16 protein-coding genes are annotated in these 19,513 nt (G+C 69.6%); 12 read left to right on the top strand and 4 right to left on the bottom strand.

Going from position 1 to position 19,513, the window contains the following annotated elements; all coding sequences use genetic code 11:
* The 5 genes from C667_RS10775 to C667_RS10755 all read left to right on the top strand — a co-directional run.
* A partial coding sequence (locus C667_RS10775) for a cell division protein FtsQ/DivIB (protein WP_004363038.1) occupies positions 1-839 on the top strand: 839 nt, incomplete at its 5' end.
* Positions 836-2,065, top strand: a complete 1,230-nt coding sequence (ftsA, locus tag C667_RS10770; RefSeq protein ID WP_004363036.1) for a cell division protein FtsA — start codon at positions 836-838, stop codon at positions 2,063-2,065. The genes C667_RS10775 and ftsA, both read left to right, overlap by 4 nt.
* A 141-nt stretch (positions 2,066-2,206) precedes the next feature.
* Positions 2,207-3,349 (top strand): cell division protein FtsZ, encoded by a 1,143-nt coding sequence (gene ftsZ / locus C667_RS10765; RefSeq protein ID WP_004363035.1) that lies wholly within the window; start codon positions 2,207-2,209, stop codon positions 3,347-3,349.
* Between the two features lie 198 nt (positions 3,350-3,547).
* On the top strand, positions 3,548-4,474 hold the full coding sequence (gene lpxC / locus C667_RS10760) for a UDP-3-O-acyl-N-acetylglucosamine deacetylase (RefSeq protein WP_004363033.1): 927 nt from the start codon (positions 3,548-3,550) through the stop codon (positions 4,472-4,474).
* 130 nt (positions 4,475-4,604) lie between these two features.
* Complete coding sequence (locus C667_RS10755; RefSeq protein ID WP_004363032.1) at positions 4,605-4,793, top strand: hypothetical protein; 189 nt, start codon at positions 4,605-4,607, stop codon at positions 4,791-4,793.
* Between the two features lie 285 nt (positions 4,794-5,078).
* On the opposite strand, the gene C667_RS10750 is transcribed toward C667_RS10755, so the two are convergent.
* Complete coding sequence (locus C667_RS10750; protein WP_004363031.1) at positions 5,079-5,501, bottom strand: DciA family protein; 423 nt, start codon at positions 5,499-5,501, stop codon at positions 5,079-5,081.
* A gap of 84 nt (positions 5,502-5,585) precedes the next feature.
* Here C667_RS10750 and secA point away from each other — a divergent pair, with 84 nt between their 5' ends.
* The 5 genes from secA to C667_RS10725 all read left to right on the top strand — a co-directional run bounded on the left by secA (position 5,586) and on the right by C667_RS10725 (position 14,146).
* Entirely contained in the window at positions 5,586-8,315 is a 2,730-nt protein-coding gene (gene secA / locus C667_RS10745) for a preprotein translocase subunit SecA (protein ID WP_004363030.1), read from the top strand.
* A gap of 22 nt (positions 8,316-8,337) precedes the next feature.
* Positions 8,338-9,576, top strand: a complete 1,239-nt coding sequence (gene argJ / locus C667_RS10740) for a bifunctional glutamate N-acetyltransferase/amino-acid acetyltransferase ArgJ (RefSeq protein ID WP_004363029.1) — start codon at positions 8,338-8,340, stop codon at positions 9,574-9,576.
* A 207-nt stretch (positions 9,577-9,783) separates the two neighbouring features.
* Positions 9,784-11,841: a TonB-dependent receptor plug domain-containing protein gene (locus tag C667_RS10735; protein ID WP_004363028.1), complete on the top strand. Its 2,058-nt coding sequence runs from the start codon at positions 9,784-9,786 to the stop codon at positions 11,839-11,841.
* A gap of 20 nt (positions 11,842-11,861) precedes the next feature.
* On the top strand, positions 11,862-12,797 hold the full coding sequence (locus C667_RS10730; RefSeq protein WP_245538461.1) for an ABC transporter substrate-binding protein: 936 nt from the start codon (positions 11,862-11,864) through the stop codon (positions 12,795-12,797).
* Complete coding sequence (locus C667_RS10725) at positions 12,794-14,146, top strand: GGDEF domain-containing protein (RefSeq protein ID WP_004363025.1); 1,353 nt, start codon at positions 12,794-12,796, stop codon at positions 14,144-14,146. The genes C667_RS10730 and C667_RS10725 overlap by 4 nt, the downstream gene beginning before the upstream one ends.
* Here the strand turns inward: C667_RS10725 and apaG are convergent.
* Positions 14,115-14,498, bottom strand: a complete 384-nt coding sequence (apaG, locus tag C667_RS10720; RefSeq protein WP_004363023.1) for a Co2+/Mg2+ efflux facilitator ApaG/CorD — start codon at positions 14,496-14,498, stop codon at positions 14,115-14,117. The genes C667_RS10725 and apaG overlap by 32 nt on opposite strands.
* Positions 14,499-14,566: 68 nt before the next feature.
* On the opposite strand from apaG, the gene purB reads away from it, so the two are divergent.
* Together purB and C667_RS10710 are read left to right on the top strand one after the other, a co-directional pair.
* Positions 14,567-15,943 carry an adenylosuccinate lyase gene (gene purB, locus C667_RS10715; protein ID WP_004363021.1) on the top strand — a complete coding sequence of 459 codons (1,377 nt, stop codon included), beginning with the start codon at positions 14,567-14,569 and terminating at the stop codon, positions 15,941-15,943.
* Positions 15,944-16,053: 110 nt separating this feature from the next.
* The gene (locus C667_RS10710) at positions 16,054-16,371 is read left to right on the top strand and encodes a DUF2322 family protein (protein ID WP_004363019.1); all 318 of its coding nucleotides are present in this window, start codon (positions 16,054-16,056) and stop codon (positions 16,369-16,371) included.
* Positions 16,372-16,548: 177 nt separating this feature from the next.
* On the opposite strand, the gene secF is transcribed toward C667_RS10710, so the two are convergent.
* Both secF and secD read right to left on the bottom strand, forming a co-directional pair.
* On the bottom strand, positions 16,549-17,481 hold the full coding sequence (secF, locus tag C667_RS10705) for a protein translocase subunit SecF (protein WP_004363017.1): 933 nt from the start codon (positions 17,479-17,481) through the stop codon (positions 16,549-16,551).
* A 27-nt stretch (positions 17,482-17,508) separates the two neighbouring features.
* A complete protein-coding gene (gene secD / locus C667_RS10700) occupies positions 17,509-19,374 on the bottom strand; it encodes a protein translocase subunit SecD (protein ID WP_004363015.1) in 1,866 nt (621 codons plus the stop codon).
* Between the last annotated feature and the right edge of the window lie 139 nt (positions 19,375-19,513).

Raw genomic sequence — 19,513 nt, 5'->3', positions numbered from 1 at the left:
CGTCGATCCGCTCCGCCCGCCGGCCGGCGGCGGGCGGGCCTGCGCGCGCGGGTGTCGAGCGCGGCCTGTGGCACCGCCCGGCGCTGCTCAACCTGATCTCCGACCTGCTCACCCTGGGCGCCGCGGTGGCGCTGGGCTGGGCGCTGGTGATCTGGTTCGTGTCGCGGCCGCTGTTTCCGCTGCGCGAGCTGGTGGTGCTCACCGAGCCCGGGCAGGTGACCGCGGAGCAGCTCGACTACGCCGCCCGCCTGGCGGTGCAGGGCAACTTCTTCACCGTCGATCTCGAGGACGTGAAGCAGACCTTCGAGAAGCTACCCTGGGTGCGCAAGGCCGAGGTGCGCCGGCGCTGGCCGGATGCCCTCGAGCTGCGCCTGGAGGAGCACGAGGCGGTGGCCTACTGGACGGTGTCCGAGAGCGGCGAGGCGCGCCTGGTGAACCGCCAGGGCGAGGTCTTCGTCGCCGCCTCCAACGCCGACATGCCCCAGTTCGACGGCCCGCAGGGCTCGGCGAGCTGGCTGCTCGCGCGCCACGCCGAGTTCTCGAGCATGCTGCAGCCGCTTGGCGTGCGCCTGGTGGGCCTGGCGCTGTCGGCGCGCGAGGCCTGGCAGCTGCAGCTCGACAACGGCATGACCATCGTGCTCGGCCGCGAGCAGGACAAGTCCCCGCTGATGGACCGGCTGCGCCGCTTCATCGCGGTGTGGCCGCGCGTGCATGAACAGATCGACATCGACATCAAGACCGCGGACCTGCGCTATGCGAGCGGGTTTGCACTGACCCCGGCGGACGCCTCGGTGCTGCAGCAGCCCGTCGCGCCCGCCGCCCGGAAAGGCAGGAAATGAGCAAGCAATACAACGAACTGATCGTCGGCCTCGACATCGGCACCGCCAAGGTCACCTGCATGGTCGCCGAGGTGAAGCCCGACGGGCGGCTCAACGTGGTCGGCCTCGGCACCCAGCCCACCAACGGCCTCAAGCGCGGCGTGGTGGTGAACATCGAGGCCACGGTGGACGCGATCTCGCGCGTGGTGCAGGAGGTCGAGCTGATGGCCGACTGCAAGATCCACGAGGTCTACACCGGGCTTGCCGGCAGCCACATCAAGAGCTTCAACTCCAGCGGCACGGTCGCGATCAAGGAGAAGGAGGTCTCGCCGCTCGACGTCGAGCGCGTGATCGAGGTCGCCCGCGCGATGCCGATCCCGGCCGAGCAGCAGATCCTGCACATCCTCACCCAGGAATTCATCATCGATGGCCAGGGCGGCGTGCGCGAGCCGATCGGCATGAGCGGCGTGCGCCTCGAGGTCAAGGTGCACATCGTCACCGGCGCGGTGTCGGCGGCGCAGAACGTGATCAAGTGCGTGCGCCGCTGCGGGCTGGAGGTCATGGACCTGAGCCTGCAGCCGCTCGCCTCCAGCCACGCGGTGCTCACCGAGGACGAGAAGGAGCTCGGCGTGTGCATGGTCGACATCGGCGGTGGCACCACCGACATCGCCGTGTTCACGCAGGGCGCGATCCGCCACACCGCGGTGATCCCGGTCGCCGGCGACCAGATCACCAACGACATCGCGATGGCGCTGCGCACCCCGACCGCCGAGGCGGAGGAGATCAAGATCCGTCACGGCGTCGCCATGCACCACATGGCCGACCCCGAGGAGATGATCGAGGTGCCGGGCGTGGGTGACCGCCCGCCGCGCAAGCTCTCGCGCCAGGCGCTGGCCGACGTGATCGAGCCGCGCGTCTCCGAGCTCTTCGAACTGGTGCAGGCCGAGCTGCGCCGCAGCGGCTACGAGGAGCTGCTGTCCTCGGGCATCGTGCTGACCGGCGGCTCGGCGGTGATGCGCGGCATGGCCGAGCTCGCCGAGGATGTCTTCCACATGCCCGCGCGCGTGGGTGCGCCGCAGTACGACGGCGGCCTCGCCGACGTGGTCTGCCAGCCGCGCTACGCCACCGCGATGGGCCTGGTGATGGAGGGCGCCGTGCAGCGCCGCAGGGGGCTGCAGGCGCGCGACACGCGCAGCGTGAAACAGTTTTTCGGGCGCATGAAGGCCTGGTTCGAACGCAACTTCTGAACCGGTTTTCGGGCGGTTTTCATTTTGGATGCGGGCCGATCACCATCGCTTATTTAGTAGTAAACTTCCGGCCAGGTTACTAGATGCAGGCCGGCTGGCGATCGGTGCCGCGCGGGGCAGTCAAATCAGGAGGCGAGGCTAATGTTTGAAATCGTTGAGAAGGAAGCCACCGGTACGGTGATCAAGGTGGTCGGCGTCGGCGGTGCGGGTGGCAACGCGGTCGATCACATGATCCGCGAGGGCGTGAAGGGGGTGCATTTCATCTCCGCCAACACCGACGCGCAGGCGCTCAAGCGCTGCCTCGCCCCGGTCAAGGTCCAGCTCGGCATTACCGGCCTGGGTGCCGGCTCCAAGCCGGAAGCGGGCCGTGCCGCGGCGCAGGAGTCGCGCGACGCGATCTCCGCGGCGCTCGAGGGTGCGCACATGGTGTTCATCACCGGCGGCATGGGTGGCGGCACCGGCACCGGCGCCGCGCCGGTGGTGGCCGAGATCGCCAAGGAGATGGGCCTGCTGACCGTCGCCGTGGTCACCAAGCCCTTCGACTTCGAGAACCGCATCCGCGTCGCCGAGAGCGGCATCGAGGAGCTCACCCGCCACGTCGACTCGCTGATCGTCGTGCTCAACGACAAGCTGCTCGAGGTCTTCGGCGACGACGCCGGCTTCGAGGAGTGCTTCCGCTCCGCCGACAACGTGCTGCGCTCGGCCGTGGGCGGCATCGCCGAGATCATCAACGTCCCCGGCCTGGTCAACGTCGACTTCCAGGACGTGCGCACCGCGATGGCCGAGATGGGCCGCGCGATGATGGGCTCGGCCGAGGCCGCCGGCATGGACCGCGCCCGCATCGCCGCCGAGCAGGCCGCGGTGTCGCCGCTGCTCGAGGGCACCGAGCTTTCCGGCGCGCGCTGCGTGCTGATCAACATCACTGCGAGCAAGTCGCTGAAGATGTCGGAGGTGCGCGACGCGGTGAGGACCGTGCAGGCCTTCGCCGCACCCGAAGCCTTCGTCAAGTACGGCACCGTGTTCGACGACACCATGGAAGACCGCATCCGCATCACCGTGGTCGCCACCGGCCTCGGCGCGCCGCGCGCCGCGCGCCAGCCGGTGATGCAGGTGGTGCAGGGCACCGGCACCTACGGCCCGTCGATGGGCGGCGCGGTCGACGTGACGAACCTCGATGTGCCGGCAGTGATGCGCAGCGGTCGCCGCACCACCGTCGAGGCGATGAGCACCAGCGGTGTCGGCACCTACGACATCCCGGCCTTCCTGCGCCGCCAGGCGGACTGACCCCGCCCGGGTGGCCGCCGTCGCGGCGGCCACGGACCGAAACCCCCGCACGGGCCGCCGCCTCCGGCCCGCGCGGGGGTTTCGCCGTTTACGCCGCGCGCAACATCCACTTGCGCAATAGCCCGGATGCATCGCTGCGATCGCACGGGGGCGTCGGGGGGGCATGTTAAAATCCGCCATCGAAAAAGGAACAAGACCATGATCCGGCAGCGCACCCTCAAATCCGTCGTCAAGGCGACCGGCGTCGGCCTGCACGGCGGTCGCAAGGTGACCCTGACCCTGCGGCCGGCGGCGCCGGACACCGGCATCGTCTTCCACCGCGTCGATCTCGACCCGCCCCTGACCCTGCCCGCCGACCCCTACGCGGTGTGCGACACGCGCATGTGCTCGGGGCTGGAGCAGGGCGGCCACAAGGTCGGCACGGTCGAGCACCTGATGTCGGCGCTCGCCGGGCTGGGCATCGACAACCTGCATGTGGACGTCGACGCGCCCGAGATCCCCATCCTCGATGGCAGCTCGGCCCCCTTCGTGTTCCTGCTCCAGTCGGCAGGCATCGAGGAGCAGAAGGCGGCGAAGAAGTTCCTGCGCGTGAAGAAGGCGGTCGAGTACGTCGAGGGCGACAAGTGGGTCAGGCTCGAGCCCTACGACGGCTTCCGCCTCGCGTTCTCGATCGTGTTCAACCATCCCGCGATCGACAGCACCTCGACCCGGGTCGAGGTCGACTTCGCCCGCCACTCCTACGTCCGCGACGTCGCGCGTGCGCGCACCTTCGGCTTCATGCAAGATGTCGAGTTCATGCAGGCCAACGGCCTGGCGCTCGGCGGCAGCCTCGAGAACGCGATCGTCATGGACGAGTACCGTGTGCTCAACGCCGAGGGCCTGCGCTACGCCGACGAGTTCGTCAAGCACAAGGTGCTGGACGCGATCGGCGACCTCTACCTGTGCGGCCACCCCCTGCTCGCGTCGTATTCCGCGCACAAGGCCGGGCATGCGCTCAACAACCAGATCCTGCGCGTGCTGCTGGAAGACAAGGAGGCCTGGGAGCTGGTGAGCTTCGACCAGGAGGCGGCGACCCCGCCGGCGGTCTCGCACCAGTTCGCGCCGCTCGCGGCGGCCCTCGCGTGAGCCTGCGTTCCGTGCGCTGGAGCGTTCGGGCGGACCTGCGTGGCGCGCCCTGGCCTGCTCGCCGGCGCGAGGCCGCCGCGGTGATCGCCTGCCGCGAGGCCCCCGTCTTGCGACTCGAGAGGCCGCACGCATGCTGATCATGCGTTTGCTCCTGCTGCTCGCGGTGCTGTCGATCGGCGGCTCGGCGATCCTGTGGCTGCTGACCGGCAACCCGCGCTACAAGGCGTGGGCCTGGAAGGCCTTCCGCGCCACGCTGGTGATGCTGTTCGTGCTCTTCGCCCTGTTCGCCATCGAGCGCGTGCTCGTCCCGATCGCCTGACGGCCACGACGCACGACCGCATCGTCTCCCCCAATTCGCGGCTTCCGCCGTTCCTACAGGGGGCGGAGGTGCGGCGGTTCATTTAGGAGCGCCGGCAGGCGCGAAGGCGGCGGCGGCGGATTGGCGCGCGTCGATCACCGAGCGGCCGGATTCGCGGCTGCCGCCGTTCCTACAGGGGGCGGAGGTGCGGCGGTTCATGTAGGAGCGCCGGCAGGCGCGAATGTCGGGCTCGGAAGCGTGCTTTAAGCCGGGGCGCGAAGGCTGCGTGCAGGGTGGCGCGTCGTCTCAGGCGCGCCGGATCAGGCGCTCGATCGACGCGCGCAGCGGCGAGTCGGCCGGCAGGGTGTCGGCGAAGTCGTGCAGGTCGGCCTTGGCCGACTCCGAGATCTGCCGCTGCGGTGGCGGACGCTCGGGTGCCATCTGCTCGGGCGTGCCGACCTTGACCTTGATCGACTGCACCGGATGGCCTCCGTGCTGCAGGCGCTCCAGCAGGCTGGGCAGGATCTGGCGCACCCGCACCGCCGCGGCGCCGCCGCGGGCGGCCACGACCAGGCTGCCCTCCTTGAGGTTGGCCACCCGGCACTGGCCCTGCAGCTGAGGCGGCAGCATGCCGTCGAGCACCGCCTGCAGCCGGTTGAGCCGCGCGGCATGGTCCTGCAGGCGGGCGAGCGCGTCGCCGCCGAGAAAGCGTGAGAGCGGCCGGGTCATGGATGCTTGCGAGAACCGTCACGGGGAGCCTGGGTGGGCCATGATAAACTCTCGCCTTTGCCGAATCGACGTCGAACCCAAAACATGATCTCCGGCCTGCTCAAGAAAATCTTCGGTAGTCGCAACGACCGCCTCGTCCGCCAGTACATGCACACCGTGCGCAAGATCAACGCCTTCGAGGCCGCGATCTCCGCGCTGTCCGACGAGGCGCTGCGCGGCAAGACCGCGGAATTCCGCCAGCGCGTGGCCGATGGCGAGGCGCTCGACGCGCTGCTGCCCGAAGCCTTCGCCGTGGTGCGCGAGGCCGGCAAGCGGGTTCACGGCATGCGCCACTTCGACGTCCAGCTCGTCGGCGGCATGGTGCTGCACAACGGCAAGATCGCCGAGATGCGCACCGGCGAGGGCAAGACCCTGGTCGCCACGCTGCCCGCCTACCTCAACGCGCTGTCGGGCCGCGGCGTGCATGTGATCACGGTGAACGACTACCTCGCCAGCCGCGACGCCGAGTGGATGGGCCGCATCTACGGCTTCCTCGGGCTCACCACCGGCTGCAACCTGTCGCGCATGACGCATGACCAGAAGCAGGCCGCCTACGCCGCCGACATCACCTACGGCACCAACAACGAGTTCGGCTTCGACTACCTGCGCGACAACATGGTGTATGCGGTCGGCGAGCGCGTGCAGCGCGCGCTCAACTTCGCGATCGTCGACGAGGTGGACTCCATCCTCATCGACGAGGCGCGCACGCCGCTGATCATCTCCGGCCAGGCCGAGGACCACACCGAGCTGTACCTGAAGATGAACCAGGTGGCGCCGATGCTCAAGCGCCAGGAGGGCGGCCTCGACGACAAGGACGAGGTGCTCGACGCGGGTGACTACACGGTCGACCTCAAGGCGCACCAGGTGCTGCTGACCGAGCAGGGCCACGAGACCGCCGAGCAGATCCTCGTGCGCATGGGCCTGCTCGCCGAGGGCGGCGGTCTGTACGATCCGGCCAACATCCTGCTCGTGCATCACCTCTATGCCGCGCTGCGCGCCCACGCGCTCTACCACAAGGACCAGCAGTACGTGGTGCAGAACGGCGAGGTCGTCATCGTCGACGAATTCACCGGCCGCCTGATGCCGGGCCGGCGCTGGTCCGACGGCCTGCACCAGGCGGTCGAGGCCAAGGAAGGCGTGCGCATCCAGGCCGAGAACCAGACCCTGGCCTCGATCACCTTCCAGAACTACTTCCGCATGTACGGCAAGCTCGCCGGCATGACCGGCACCGCCGACACCGAGGCCTTCGAGTTCCAGTCCATCTACGGCCTCGAGACCGTGGTCATCCCGACCAATCGCCCGACCCGGCGCAAGGACGAGAACGACAAGGTCTACCGTACCGCCGACGAGAAGTGGAACGCGGTCGTCGAGGACATCCGCGCCTGCGTCGAGCGTGGCCAGCCGGTGCTGGTCGGCACGACCTCGATCGAGACCAACGAATTCCTCTCCGGCGTGCTGAAGAAGGCCAAGATCGAGCACCAGGTGCTCAACGCCAAGCAGCACGACAGCGAGGCGCAGATCGTCGCCCAGGCCGGCCGTCCCGGCATGGTGACGATCGCGACCAACATGGCCGGCCGCGGTACCGACATCGTGCTCGGCGGCAACATCGAGAAGCCGGTCGCCGCGGTGCGCGACGACGCCACGCTCGACCCCGCGCAGCGCGAGGCGACGATCGTCGCGCTGCGCGAGGCCTGGCAGAAGGTGCACGACGAGGTGATCGCCGCCGGCGGCCTGCACATCATCGGCACCGAACGCCACGAGTCGCGACGCATCGACAACCAGCTGCGCGGCCGCTCCGGCCGCCAGGGCGACCCGGGCTCGAGCCGCTTCTTCCTCTCGCTCGAAGATCCGCTGATGAAGATCTTCGCCGGCGAGCGTCTGAACGCGATCATGGTGCGCCTGAAGATGCCCGAGGGCGAGGCCATCGAGCATGCGATGGTGACGCGCTCGCTCGAATCCGCGCAGCGCAAGGTCGAGCAGCGCAACTTCGACATCCGCAAGCAGCTGCTCGAGTACGACGACGTCGCCAACGACCAGCGCAAGGTCATCTACCAGCAGCGCAACGAGCTGCTCGAGAGCGAGGACATCTCCGACACCGTGCGCGCCATGCGCCAGGGCGTGCTGCACGACATCTTCCGCCGCTACGTGCCGGTCGACAGCGTCGAGGAACAGTGGGAGCTGTCCGCCCTCGAGCAGGCGCTGCTCGCCGAGTGCCAGCTCAAGCTGCCGGTGGCCGAGTGGGTGAAGGCCGAGCCCAGCCTGGACGACGAGGCCATCCTCGAGCGCCTGGTGCAGGCCGGCGAGGAGGCCTACGCCGCCAAGACCGCGATCGTCGATCCGGCGGCCTGGCACCAGTTCGAGCGCAACGTGATGCTGCAGAGCCTCGACACCCACTGGCGCGAGCACCTCGCCGCGCTCGATCACCTGCGCCAGGGCATCCACCTGCGCGGCTATGCGCAGAAGAACCCCAAGCAGGAGTACAAGCGCGAGGCCTTCGAGCTCTTCGAGACCCTGCTCGACACCGTGCGCACCGACGTCACCAAGGTCCTGATGACGGTGCAGATCCGCACCGAGGCGCAACTCGAGGAGGCCGAGACGCCGCAGCAGGTCGAGAACGTGCAGTACCGCCACGCCGACTACGACGAGGCCCTCGGCGGCGACGCGGAGCAGGCGGGCGCGCAGCCGGCCGCCGCCGGTCCCAAGGTTGGCCGCAACGACCCCTGCCCCTGCGGCTCGGGCAAGAAGTACAAGCACTGCCACGGCAAACTGAACTGACCCTTCCGCCCCGGAGACCCGTATGGCCGTCAATCTCGCCACCCCGAACCCCGCCGAACTGCTGCCCGTGAAGGGCGTGCGCCTGGGCGTGACCGAAGCCGGCATCCGCAAGGCCAACCGGCGCGACCTCACCGTGATCGAGCTGTCCGAGGGCAGCCGCGTCGCCGGCGTGTTCACGCAGAACCGCTTTTGTGCCGCGCCGGTGCAGGTGTGCCGACAGCATCTGGCGGGCGGCGCGATCCGCGCGCTGCTGATCAACACCGGCGTTGCCAACGCTGGCACCGGCGAGCCCGGCCTGGCCGCCGCCAACGCCTGCTGCGCCGCGCTCGCGAGCGCGATGGGTCTCGACGCCGGTCAGGTGCTGCCGTTCTCGACCGGCGTGATCCTGGAGCCGCTGCCGGTAGACCGCCTCGTCGCCGGCCTGCCCGCGGCGGTCGCAGATTTGCGCGCTGACGGCTGGTTCGACGCCGCGCACGCGATCATGACCACCGACACCCTCGCCAAGGCGGTGTCGCGCCAGGTCCGCATCGGCGAGCGCACGGTCACCCTCACCGGCATCAGCAAGGGCGCCGGCATGATCAAGCCCAACATGGCCACCATGCTGGGCTTCCTCGCCTGCGACGCGGCGATCGCGCAGGACCTGCTCGACGACCTGGTGCGCGAGGCCGCCGACCTCTCCTTCAACAGCATCACCGTCGATGGCGACACCTCGACCAACGACTCCTTCATCCTCATCGCCACCGGCGGCGCCGGCAATGCCGAGATCGCCGCTGCCGACAGCGAGGACTACCGCGCCCTGCGCGCGGCGGTGATCGAGGTCGCGGTCGGGCTCGCGCAGGCGATCGTGCGCGACGGCGAGGGCGCGACCAAGTTCATGACGATCGCGGTCGAGGGTGGCCGCGACCGCGAGGAATGTCGCAAGGTGGGCTACGCGGTGGCGCACTCGCCCCTGGTCAAGACCGCCTTCTTCGCCTCCGACCCCAACCTCGGCCGCATCCTGGCGGCGATCGGCTACGCTGGCATCGACGACCTCGACGTCGCCAAGCTGCGCGTCTGGCTGGGCAACCCGGACGAGTCGGTGCTGGTCGCCGAGCACGGCGGGCGCGCCGCGAGCTACCTCGAGGAGGCCGGCTCGCGCATCATGAAGCACGCCGAGCTCACCGTGCGCATCGCGCTCGCCCGCGGCGACGCCGCCGCCACGGTGTGGACCTGCGACTTCTCCTACGACTACGTGAAAATCAACGCCGACTACCGCAGCTGAGCCGTGCCCGGCGTGCGACACGGCCCCGGCAGCCACGCGGCGCCGGGGCCGTGTCGCGTGAGGGTCGCCACAGGCAGCCTTGTGAGGCCGTTCGTGACGCCGTTCACCTCTTGCGACGCATGGGTCTTGTCGTCGCCCCCATCTCGGGCAGAATTCAATGCCGGTGGCGCGTTCATGTCGCCACGGAGCCGCAGGAATCACGTCGTCATGCTGGAATCGTACGCCACTCGCCGCACGCGCAGCCTGGCCTCGCGAACCGGGCCGCTGGTGCTGCTCGGGCTGCTCGCGCTCGATGTGCGCGCGGAAAGGGGCGAGGCGGACCCCTTCTTCGGCGAGATCCCGATGGTGCTCACCGCGTCGCGGCTGGCGCAGTCGCCTCTCGACGCGCCGGCGCCGGTGACCGTGATCGACCGCGAGATGATCGTCGCCTCGGGCTTCAACGAGATCCACGACCTGCTTCGCCTGGCGCCGGGCTTCCTCGTGGCCGACCATCCCGACGGGCCGCCCACGGTCGCGAGCCACGGCCTGGGCGACGCCCACGCGCGCCGCATCAAGGTGATGGTGGACGGACGCACGATCAACAGCCCGCTGTGGGGCAACGTGATCTGGGACAACCTGCCGCTGCGGGTGGACGACGTCGAGCGCATCGAGGTGGTGCGCGGTCCCAACGGTGCGGCCTATGGGGTCAACGCCTTCCAGGGGGTGGTCAATATCATCACCCGGGCGCCCTCCACCGAGAGCGGGCGGGCCTTCGTCGTGCGCGCGGGGAGGAACGGTTTCCGTGACTACGGTGTGCGCTTGAACGGCGCCGGCGGCGGTGTGTTCGACTGGAGGCTCTCCGCGTCGCGGCGCGAGCTGACGAGCTTCGAGCCGCACTATCGAGCGCGGCTCGGGGACTGGCACTCTTCCGAATCGCTCACCCGCAACACCGCCCATTTCAGCTCGGTGCTGCAGCTTTCGGCCGCGGACGAGCTCAGTCTCCAGGTCGGCGTCAGCGAGGGCAGCAGCCAGCGGGGGGCAGAGGCCTACCTCGATTACCCTCCGCACGCCGAGGACGATCGCGCGCTCCATCTGCAGGCGGGCTGGCGGCGCCAGGTCGATGCGGAGTCCGTGCTGAGCCTGCAGTACTTCCACCAGGGCGAGCGTGCGCGCGGAACCTGGCCGGTCACCCAGCGGCACCCGACGGATCCGGCGGTGGTCGTGCGCTTTCCCGCCAGCCGCGACAGCGAGGCGCGCCGTCACGATCTCGAGCTGCAGTACGACACCCGGCTCGGCCGCCGCCTCACCGGCATGCTCGGCATCGGGCTGCGCAGCGAGCATGCGCGGTCGACACACCTGTTCGGCACGGGGAAATGGCTGGATTCGACGCACGGCCAGGTCTTCGGCAGCCTCACGTGGAGCCCGCTCGAGCCGCTCAAGATCGATCTCGGCGGCACGCTCGAACATCACGACTACAGCGGCCGCCTGTTCTCGCCCCGGCTCGCGATCAACTACGCCCTCGACGCGGATTCGGCGCTGCGGCTGTCCACCGGTACGGCCTACCGCGCGCCCAGCCTGATGGAGTCGCGCGCCTTCCAGACCGATCGCGAGGACGACACGATCCGGCGTATCGGCTTCCGCGTGTTCGATCCGCTGCAGAGCGAGCGCATGCGCTTCGTGGACCTGGGTTATGTCGCGCAGCTGCGTCCGCTCGGCCTGAACTTCGACGCGCGGGTCTTCCGCGAGCATTACCGCCGCTTCATCGACGACAAGAGCTGCGTCTTCGGCGAATGCCCGCGTGCCGAACCGGCCGACTATGTCCCGATCGACCCCGGCAAGAAGAGCTTCTACTTCCTCAACGCCAACGATTTCCGCATGACCGGCGCGGAGTTCACCGTCGACTGGCGCAAGCCGGGATGGGGCAGGGCGATCCTCTCCCAGGCCTTCATCCAGATCGATCGTGGCGAGCCCTACAGCGACAAGGATATTCCGCGGAGCGCCCCGCACTCCACGACGGCGCTGCTGCTGATCAAGGACTTCCCCGGACGCTGGCAGGCCAGCCTCGGCTACTACCATAACGGCCTCTACTACTGGATGAACGGCGGCGACATCGTGCCGCGCACCGACCGCTTCGACCTGCGCATCGCCCGCCGCTTCGGCCCGCCCGGCTCGGACAACGAGGTGTCGCTCACCGCGCTGAGCCTCAAGGGGCGCTACGCCGACTTCCACGAGGACAAGTTCCGCCATGAGCCCGACCTCTATCTCGGTGTGCGCATCGGATGGTGAGGCAGGGCATGCGCGCGCGCGTGTCGCGCCTCCTCGCCGACGGCCTGCGCGTGGCAGTGGTGATTGCCATGTTCGCGTCGCTGTCCGGCCTCGGCGTGTCCGCGGCGCAGGCGATGGAGGTGGCGGTGCTGCTCTCCGAGGCCGAGGGGCGCGGGCAGCGCTTCGTTGAGGCGCTCGACGCGGCGCTCGCGCCCGGGGTGCATCGCCTGCTCCCCGCCGGGGTCGCCGGCGGCGATGCCGATGCGGCCTTGCTCGAGCGCGCCGACCTCGTGCTCGCCGTCGGCCACGCGGCGGCCGAGCGGGCGCTACGCGAATCTGCGCGGCCGGTGCTGGCCGTGCTCGTTGCCCTGCGCGACGTGGACCGCCTTAACCGGGCGCATCCCGAGCGCGGTCTCGGCGCGCTGGTGCTCGATCAGCCGCTCGAGCGCCACCTTCGCCTCGTGCGTGCGGTCCTGCCGGACGCGAGGCGCATCGGGGTGCTGCTGGGTCCCGATAGCGTCACGCAGTTGCCGAGCCTCAATCGCGCGGCCGCCGCGCTGCAGTTCCAGGCCGACGTGCACGAGGCGCGCCAGGCGGCGGACCTCGTGCCCGCGCTCGATCACCTGCTCTTTGCCAGCGATGCCCTGCTGCCCCTGCCCGATGGGCTGGTGTCCGGTCCGGCGGCGGCGCGCACCATCCTGCTCACCAGCTACCGGCATCGCCGCCCGGTGTTCGCCCACTCCGCCGCCTACGTCACGGCAGGCGCGCTCGCCGCGGTGTTCAGCACGCCCGAGCACGTCGCCGTGGATGTCGCCGACCTGCTGGCCGGAGCCACGGAGCCGTCGGGGCTGGTGCGCAGGATCCACTCGCCGCGGCGCTTCGATGTCGCCGTCAATCGCGCGGTGGCGCGCGCGCTGGGGCTCGTGGTCGCGGACGAGCCGGCGCTGCGCGAGCGCATCGCGGGGGGCACGCAATGATCGCCGCGCTCGCGCGCTACTCGCTGCGGCGGCAGATGCTGCTGGTGCTCGGCCTGCCGAGCGTGGTCTTCGTGCTCTGTATCGCCGCGCTCTTCGCCCACCAGAGCAGCCGGGCGCTCGACCAGGCCTTGCTCGAGCGCGGCCGCACCATGGTGCGCTTCCTCGCACCGGCGGCCGAGTACGTGCTGGTGTCGGGCAACCGCGAGGCGCTCGACGCGCTGATGGCGCGGGGCCTCGCGCAGCCCGACGTGGTCGGCGTGGGGTTCTACGATCCGGGCGGTGAGGCGCTGGCGATGCTCGGCGAGGGCTTGCCGCCACGGCTGGCTGCGCCGGTACGCACCGAGGGGGACGAGATCCGCGTCGACCTCGCGGACGGGGCAGTCGGCTTCGAGGCGGCGGTGGTCGTGGTGCCCGCGGCCGTGGACGACTACGCGGAGGATCCGCCGCTGAAGACGGCGCCCGTCGTCGGCCGCGTCCGCGTCGTGCTCGGCACTGCGCGCCTGGATGCCGAGAAGCGCAGCGTCTTCCTGACCGTCAGCCTGCTGGTGCTGGGGGTGCTCGCGGCGGCCATGGTGATCGCGCTGCGGCTCGCCGGATCGGTCGGCGAGCCGGTCGCGGCCCTGGTGCGCGCGGTCGGCCGCATGGCCGACGGGGATCTCGCGGTGCGCGTGCCGGCGCATGCGCGCAATGGCGAGCTGAAGGCGCTCGAGGCCGGCTTCAACGCCATGGCCGAGGCGATCGCCGAGAGCCAGCGCACCCTGCAGGCCCGCGTCGATGAGGCCACCGTGCAGCTGGCCTGGCAGGCGCATCACGACCCGCTCACCGGCCTGGCGAACCGGCGCGCCTTCGAGGAGCGCATCGAACAGGCGGTGCGCGCGCACCGGCGCTCGGGCGACCAGATCACGCTCTTCTACATCGACCTCGATCACTTCAAGGCGGTCAATGACAGCTGCGGCCATGCCGCGGGCGACCAGCTGCTGTCGCAGCTCGGCGTGCTGCTCAGGGGGCGCCTGCGCGCCGAGGACGAGGTCTTCCGCATCGGCGGCGACGAGTTCGCCGCGATCCTGCGCAGCTGCGGCAGCGAGGACGCGCGCCGGATCGCCGAGGGCCTGTGCGCGGCGATCGCCGACCATGCCTTCGAGTGCGAGGGCAGGCGCTTCCGCGTCGGAGCCAGCATCGGGCTGGCGCGCATGGACCCGGACCTGCAGGAGGCCGACGCGCTGATGATCGCCGCCGACCAGGCCTGCTACGCCGCCAAGCACGGCGGCCGTGGCCACGTGGTGGAGTATCCGCTGCCAGCCGCGGCCGGCAGCTCGCTCAGTGCAGCGCCTTCGGCACCGCCAGCATGAAGGCCGGGATCTCCGCCTCGAACTCGTGGCCGTCGTCGGCACGCATGCGGTAGCTGCCCTGCATCGTCCCCACCGGCGTGGCGAGCACGCAGCCGCTGGTGTAGCGGAAGGCCTGGCCGGGGCCGAGCACCGGCTGTTCGCCGACCACGCCCTGGCCATGGACCTCCTGCAGCTTGCCGTTGCCGTCGGTGATCACCCAGTGGCGGGCGAGCAGTTGCGCGCGCGCGCTGCCGGTGTTGAGGACCGTGATGTGATAGGCGAACACGAAGTGGTCGTCCTGCGGGCGTGATTGCCCGGCGATGTATTCGGCGACCGCGGTCACCTGGACGCGGTAAGGCGTGCTCTCGCTCATTGTCGTTTGTTCTCGGCCGGGAAGAGGGGCAGGCGTTAAAATAACAGTTTTTTCCGGAAGCTCACGCCATGTCGAACGCCGCCCCGTCCCCGCTCACCGCCCTGTCCCCGCTCGATGGTCGCTACCACGGCAAGGTCGCCGGCCTGCGCGAGCACTTCTCGGAGCATGGCCTGATCCGCAACCGCGTCAAGGTCGAGGTGGAGTGGCTCAAGGCGCTCGCCGCCGAGCCCGCGCTGGCGGAGATCGCGCCCTTCTCGGCGGCGACGGTGGCCGAGCTCGACGCCGTGGTGGCGAACTTCTCGACCGAGGACGGCGAGGCGGTCAAGGCGATCGAGGCCACCACAAACCACGACGTCAAGGCCATGGAGTACTGGCTCAAGAAGCGCCTCGGCCACAACGCCGAGGTGATGAAGGTGTCCGAGTTCATCCACTTCGCCTGCACCTCGGAAGACATCAACAACAGCTCGCACGCGCTGATGCTGGCCGAAGGCCGCGACCGCGTGCTGCTGCCGGCGCTCGACGCGGTGATCGCACGCTTCCGCGAGCTGGCGCACGCGCTCGCCGACCTGCCGATGCTGTCGCGCACCCACGGCCAGCCCGCCAGCCCGACCACGCTCGGGAAGGAGATGGCCAACATCGCCGCGCGCCTGATGCGCGCCCGCGCCGCGATCGCCGGCGTCGCCATGTGCGCCAAGTTCAACGGCGCCGTGGGCAACTACAACGCCCACCTGTCGGCCTGGCCGGCGTTCGACTGGGAGGGCTTCAACCGCCGCTTCATCGAATCCCTGGGGCTCACCTTCAACGAATACACCATCCAGATCGAGCCGCACGACGCCATGGCCGAGTTGTTCGATGCGGTCGCGCGCGCCAACACCATGCTGATCGACGCCTGCCGCGACATCTGGATGTACATCTCGCTCGGCTACTTCAAGCAGAAGCTGAAGGAAGGCGAGGTTGGCTCCTCGACCATGCCGCACAAGGTCAACCCGATCGACTTCGAGAACGCCGAGGGCAACTTCGGTCTCGCCAACGCGGTGCTCAAGCACTTCTCCGAGAAGCTGCCGATCTCGCGCATGCAGCGCGACCTCACCGACTCTACCGTGCTGCGCAACATGGGCGTGGGCTTCGGCCACACCGTGCTCGCGCTCGACAGCTGCCTGCGCGGCCTGGGCAAGCTCGAGGCCGAGCCCGCCCGCCTGGCCGCCGATCTGGACGACTGCTGGGAGGTGCTCGCCGAGCCGGTGCAGACCGTGATGCGCCGCTATGGCATCGAGAACCCCTACGAGCAGCTCAAGGCGATGACGCGCGGCAAGGGCATCACCCGCGAGGCGCTGCAGGACTTCGTCCATACGCTGGCCATCCCCGCCGAGGCGCGCGACCACCTGCTGGCGATGACGCCGGCGAGCTACGTCGGCAAGGCCGCGGAGCTGGCGCGCCGCATCTGATCCCTTGCCGGCCGGGCCGGTCTTTCAGGCCGGCCCTCGCCGTGCAAGCTGCGTTACGAACCATCCCGGCGCCACCCTCGCGGTGGCGCCGTCACGACAAGGAGCCCGCAATGGCCTTCGCCGACAACCTGAAAACCCTGCCCGGCATCTCCCACCTCGCCGCGCTGAACCTGATCGACGCCGCCGATGCGGTCGTCGCCAGCATCGAGAACAAGCCCGGCCAGGCCGGCTCGCTCTCTGTCTACAACCACCTCGCCCAGCTTTATGGGGCGATCTCGCCCGAGGCGGCGAAGAAGGGCCTGGAGCTCTACGCCGAGCACACCGAGGACGCCCGCGGCAACCCCGGCAAGCACCCCAACATCGACCGTTTGATCGGCCTGATCGAGCGCGGCGAGACGCTGCGGGTGAAGCAGGTGTTCGCGGTCTGAAGCGGAGGGCCGCCCGGGCGCGCCAGCCGTCCCGCAGCGCCGGCTTCGCGCCTGCTGGCGCTCCTACATGAAGCTGCACGGTCGGGAGGCGAATGCGCGCCAGATATCCCGCGGCCACCGTGCGGACAAGAAAAAAGGCGCCATGCGGGCGCCTTTTTCGGGGCGGGAAACGCGGTCTCAGACCACCGCCTCTTCCTTCTCCTTTTTCGGCTTGATGAACTGCTCGCGCGACACGCCCAGCCACATCACCAGCGGGCTCGCCACCAGCACCGAGGAGTAGATGCCGAAGCAGATGCCGATCGTGAGCGCCAGCGCGAAGTAGTACAGCGTCTCGCCGCCGAACAGCAGCATCGACAGCACCATCACCTGGGTGCTGCCGTGGGTGATCACGGTGCGCGAGATCGTGCTCGTGATCGCGTGGTCGAGCACTGCAGGCGTGCTCATCTGGCGCTTCTTCTTGAAGGTCTCGCGTACGCGGTCGAACACCACCACGGACTCGTTCACCGAATAGCCCAGCACCGCCAGCACCGCCGCCAGCACCGGCAGCGAGAACTCCCACTGGAAGAAGGCGAAGAAGCCCAGGATGATGATCACGTCGTGCAGGTTGGCGATGATCGCCGAGACCGCGAAGCGCCACTCGAAGCGCAGCGCGAGGTAGATCATGATGCCAATGATCACCAGCAGTAGCGCCATCGCTCCGTCGGTGGCGAGCTCCTTGCCCACCTGAGGGCCGACGAACTCGACCCGGCGCAGCTCGGGCGCCGGGCCGCCGGCCTGCTGCAGCGTGTTCATCACCGTCTCGGACACGCTCGAGGTGTCGAGGTCCTCGCGGTTGGGCAGGCGGATCAGCAGGTCGCGCGCGCTGCCGAAGTTCTGCACCTGCGCGTCCGGATAGCCACTGCCGGCCAGCGCGCTGCGGATGGGCTCGAGCTGCGGTGCCTCGGCGTAGCTCACCTCGACCAGCGTGCCGCCGGTGAACTCCACCGACAGGTGCAGGCCGCGGGTGGCGAGGAAGAACACCGCAAGCGCGAAGGTGAGCAACGAGATGACGTTGAACACCAGCGCGTGGCGCATGAAGGGGATGTCTTTCTTGATGCGGAAGAATTCCATGGTCGTGTTTCCTGTGCGTTCGTCCGCTTACTTGGTATCCGGCTTCCACACCTGGCCGATCGACAGGCTCTCGACCTTGCGACGGCGGCCGTAGATGAAGTTCACCAGCATCCGCGACACCAGGATCGCGCTGAACATCGAGGTCAGGATGCCCAGGCAGTGCACCACCGCGAAGCCGCGCACCGGGCCGGAGCCGAACACCAGCAGCGCGATGCCTGCGATCAGGGTGGTGATGTTGGAGTCGAGGATGGTGTCCCAGGCGCGGTCGTAGCCGGCCGCGATCGCCGCCTGCGGGCTGGCGCCGTTGCGCAGCTCCTCGCGGATGCGCTCGTTGATCAGCACGTTGGCGTCGATCGCCATGCCGAGCGTGAGCGCCATCGCGGCGATGCCGGGCAGGGTCAGCGTGGCCTGCAGCAGGGACAGCAGCGCCACCAGCAAGAGCAGGTTGGCGGCGAGCGCGATCGACGACACCAGGCCGACGAGCATGTAGTAGCCGCACATGAACACGACGATCGCGAGGAAGCCCCACAGCGTCGAGTTGAAGCCCTTCTGGATGTTCTCGGCGCCCAGGCTGGGGCCGACGGTGCGCTCCTCGATGATCTCCATTGGTGCGGCCAGCGAGCCGGCGCGCAGCAGCAGCGCGGTGTCGTTGGCCTCGACCGTGCTCATGCGCCCCGAGATCTGCACGCGTCCGCCGCCGATCTCGCTGCGGATCACCGGCGCGGTCACGACCTCGCCTTTGCCTTTCTCGAACAGCAGGATGGCCATGCGCTTGCCGACGCTCTCGCGCGTGACGTCGCGGAAGATGCGTGCGCCGGCGGCGTCCAGCGTCAGATGCACCGCGGGCTCGTTGGTCTGGCCGTCGAAGCCGGGCTGGGCGTCGGTGAGGCGGTCGCCGGTGAGCACCACCTGCTTCTTGACCAGCAGCGGCGAGCCGCCGCGCTCGGTGTACAGTTCGGTGCCGAAGGGCACGCTGCCGGCCAGCGCCTGCTCGATCGCGCCCGGGGTGTCATCCACCATGCGCACTTCCAGCGTGGCGGTGCGGCCGAGGATGTCCTTGGCCTTGGCCACGTCCTGCACGCCGGGCAGCTGCACCACGATGCGCTCGGCGCCCTGCTGCTGGATCACCGGCTCGGCGACGCCGAGCTCGTTGATGCGGTTGTGCAGGGTGGTGATGTTCTGCTTGATGGCGAAGTCGCGCATGGTCTGCTGCGCCTGCGGCGTCAGCGTGGCGACCAGCTTGAAGTCGTCACTGCCATCGTCGCGTTCGGCGAGCTGCAGGTCGGCGGTGCTGTCCTGGATCGCGCGCCGGCCCGCCTCGCGCTGGGCAGCGTCGCGGAAGCGGACGACGACCGTGTTGCCCTCGCGGGTGATGCCGGCGTGGCGCACGCTCTTGTCGCGCATCAGGGTGCGCAGGTCGCCGGTGGTCGAGTCGAGGCGCTTGACCAGCGCGCCCGGCATGTCCACCTCGAGGAGGAAGTGCACGCCGCCGCGCAGGTCGAGGCCGAGGTACATCGGCAGCGCGTTGATCGAGGTCAGCCAGCTCGGCGAGGCCGACAGCAGGTTGAGCGCGACCACGTAGGACGGGTCGGAGGCGTCGGGGTTGAAGGCCTGCTCGATGACGTCCTTGGCGCGCAGCTGGGTCTCGGTGTCCTTGAAGCGGGCGCGCACGCTGTTGGCGTCGGAGAAGATGCCGGTGTTCTCGATGCCGGCGGCCTTGAGCGCGCCGGCGATGCGGTCGGTGATGGCCGCGGCGTCGAGCTTGAGCGTCGCCTTGGCGCTGGACACCTGCACCGCCGGCACCTCGCCGTAGAAGTTGGGCAGGGTATAGAGCAGGCCCCAGAGCAGCACGAGGCCGATCAGGAGGTTCTTCCAGAGGGGATAGCGGTTCATCGTCGGCGGGAATGTGGGTGGAGCGGGGCCCGACGGGAGGGGTCGGGCTGCGCCTGCCGGGCGCCTGGCCGCACCCGCGGACGGGGCGGTGACGGATAGGGGCCGGCCATGGGCCCGCGGCGGCCGGGCGGTCGAGCCG

This window comes from Thauera phenylacetica B4P (assembly GCF_000310225.1).
In the GTDB taxonomy this organism is placed as follows: domain Bacteria; phylum Pseudomonadota; class Gammaproteobacteria; order Burkholderiales; family Rhodocyclaceae; genus Thauera; species Thauera phenylacetica.
Note: the sequence above shows the minus strand (reverse complement) of the source record. Positions and strands in the feature narration are given on the sequence as shown.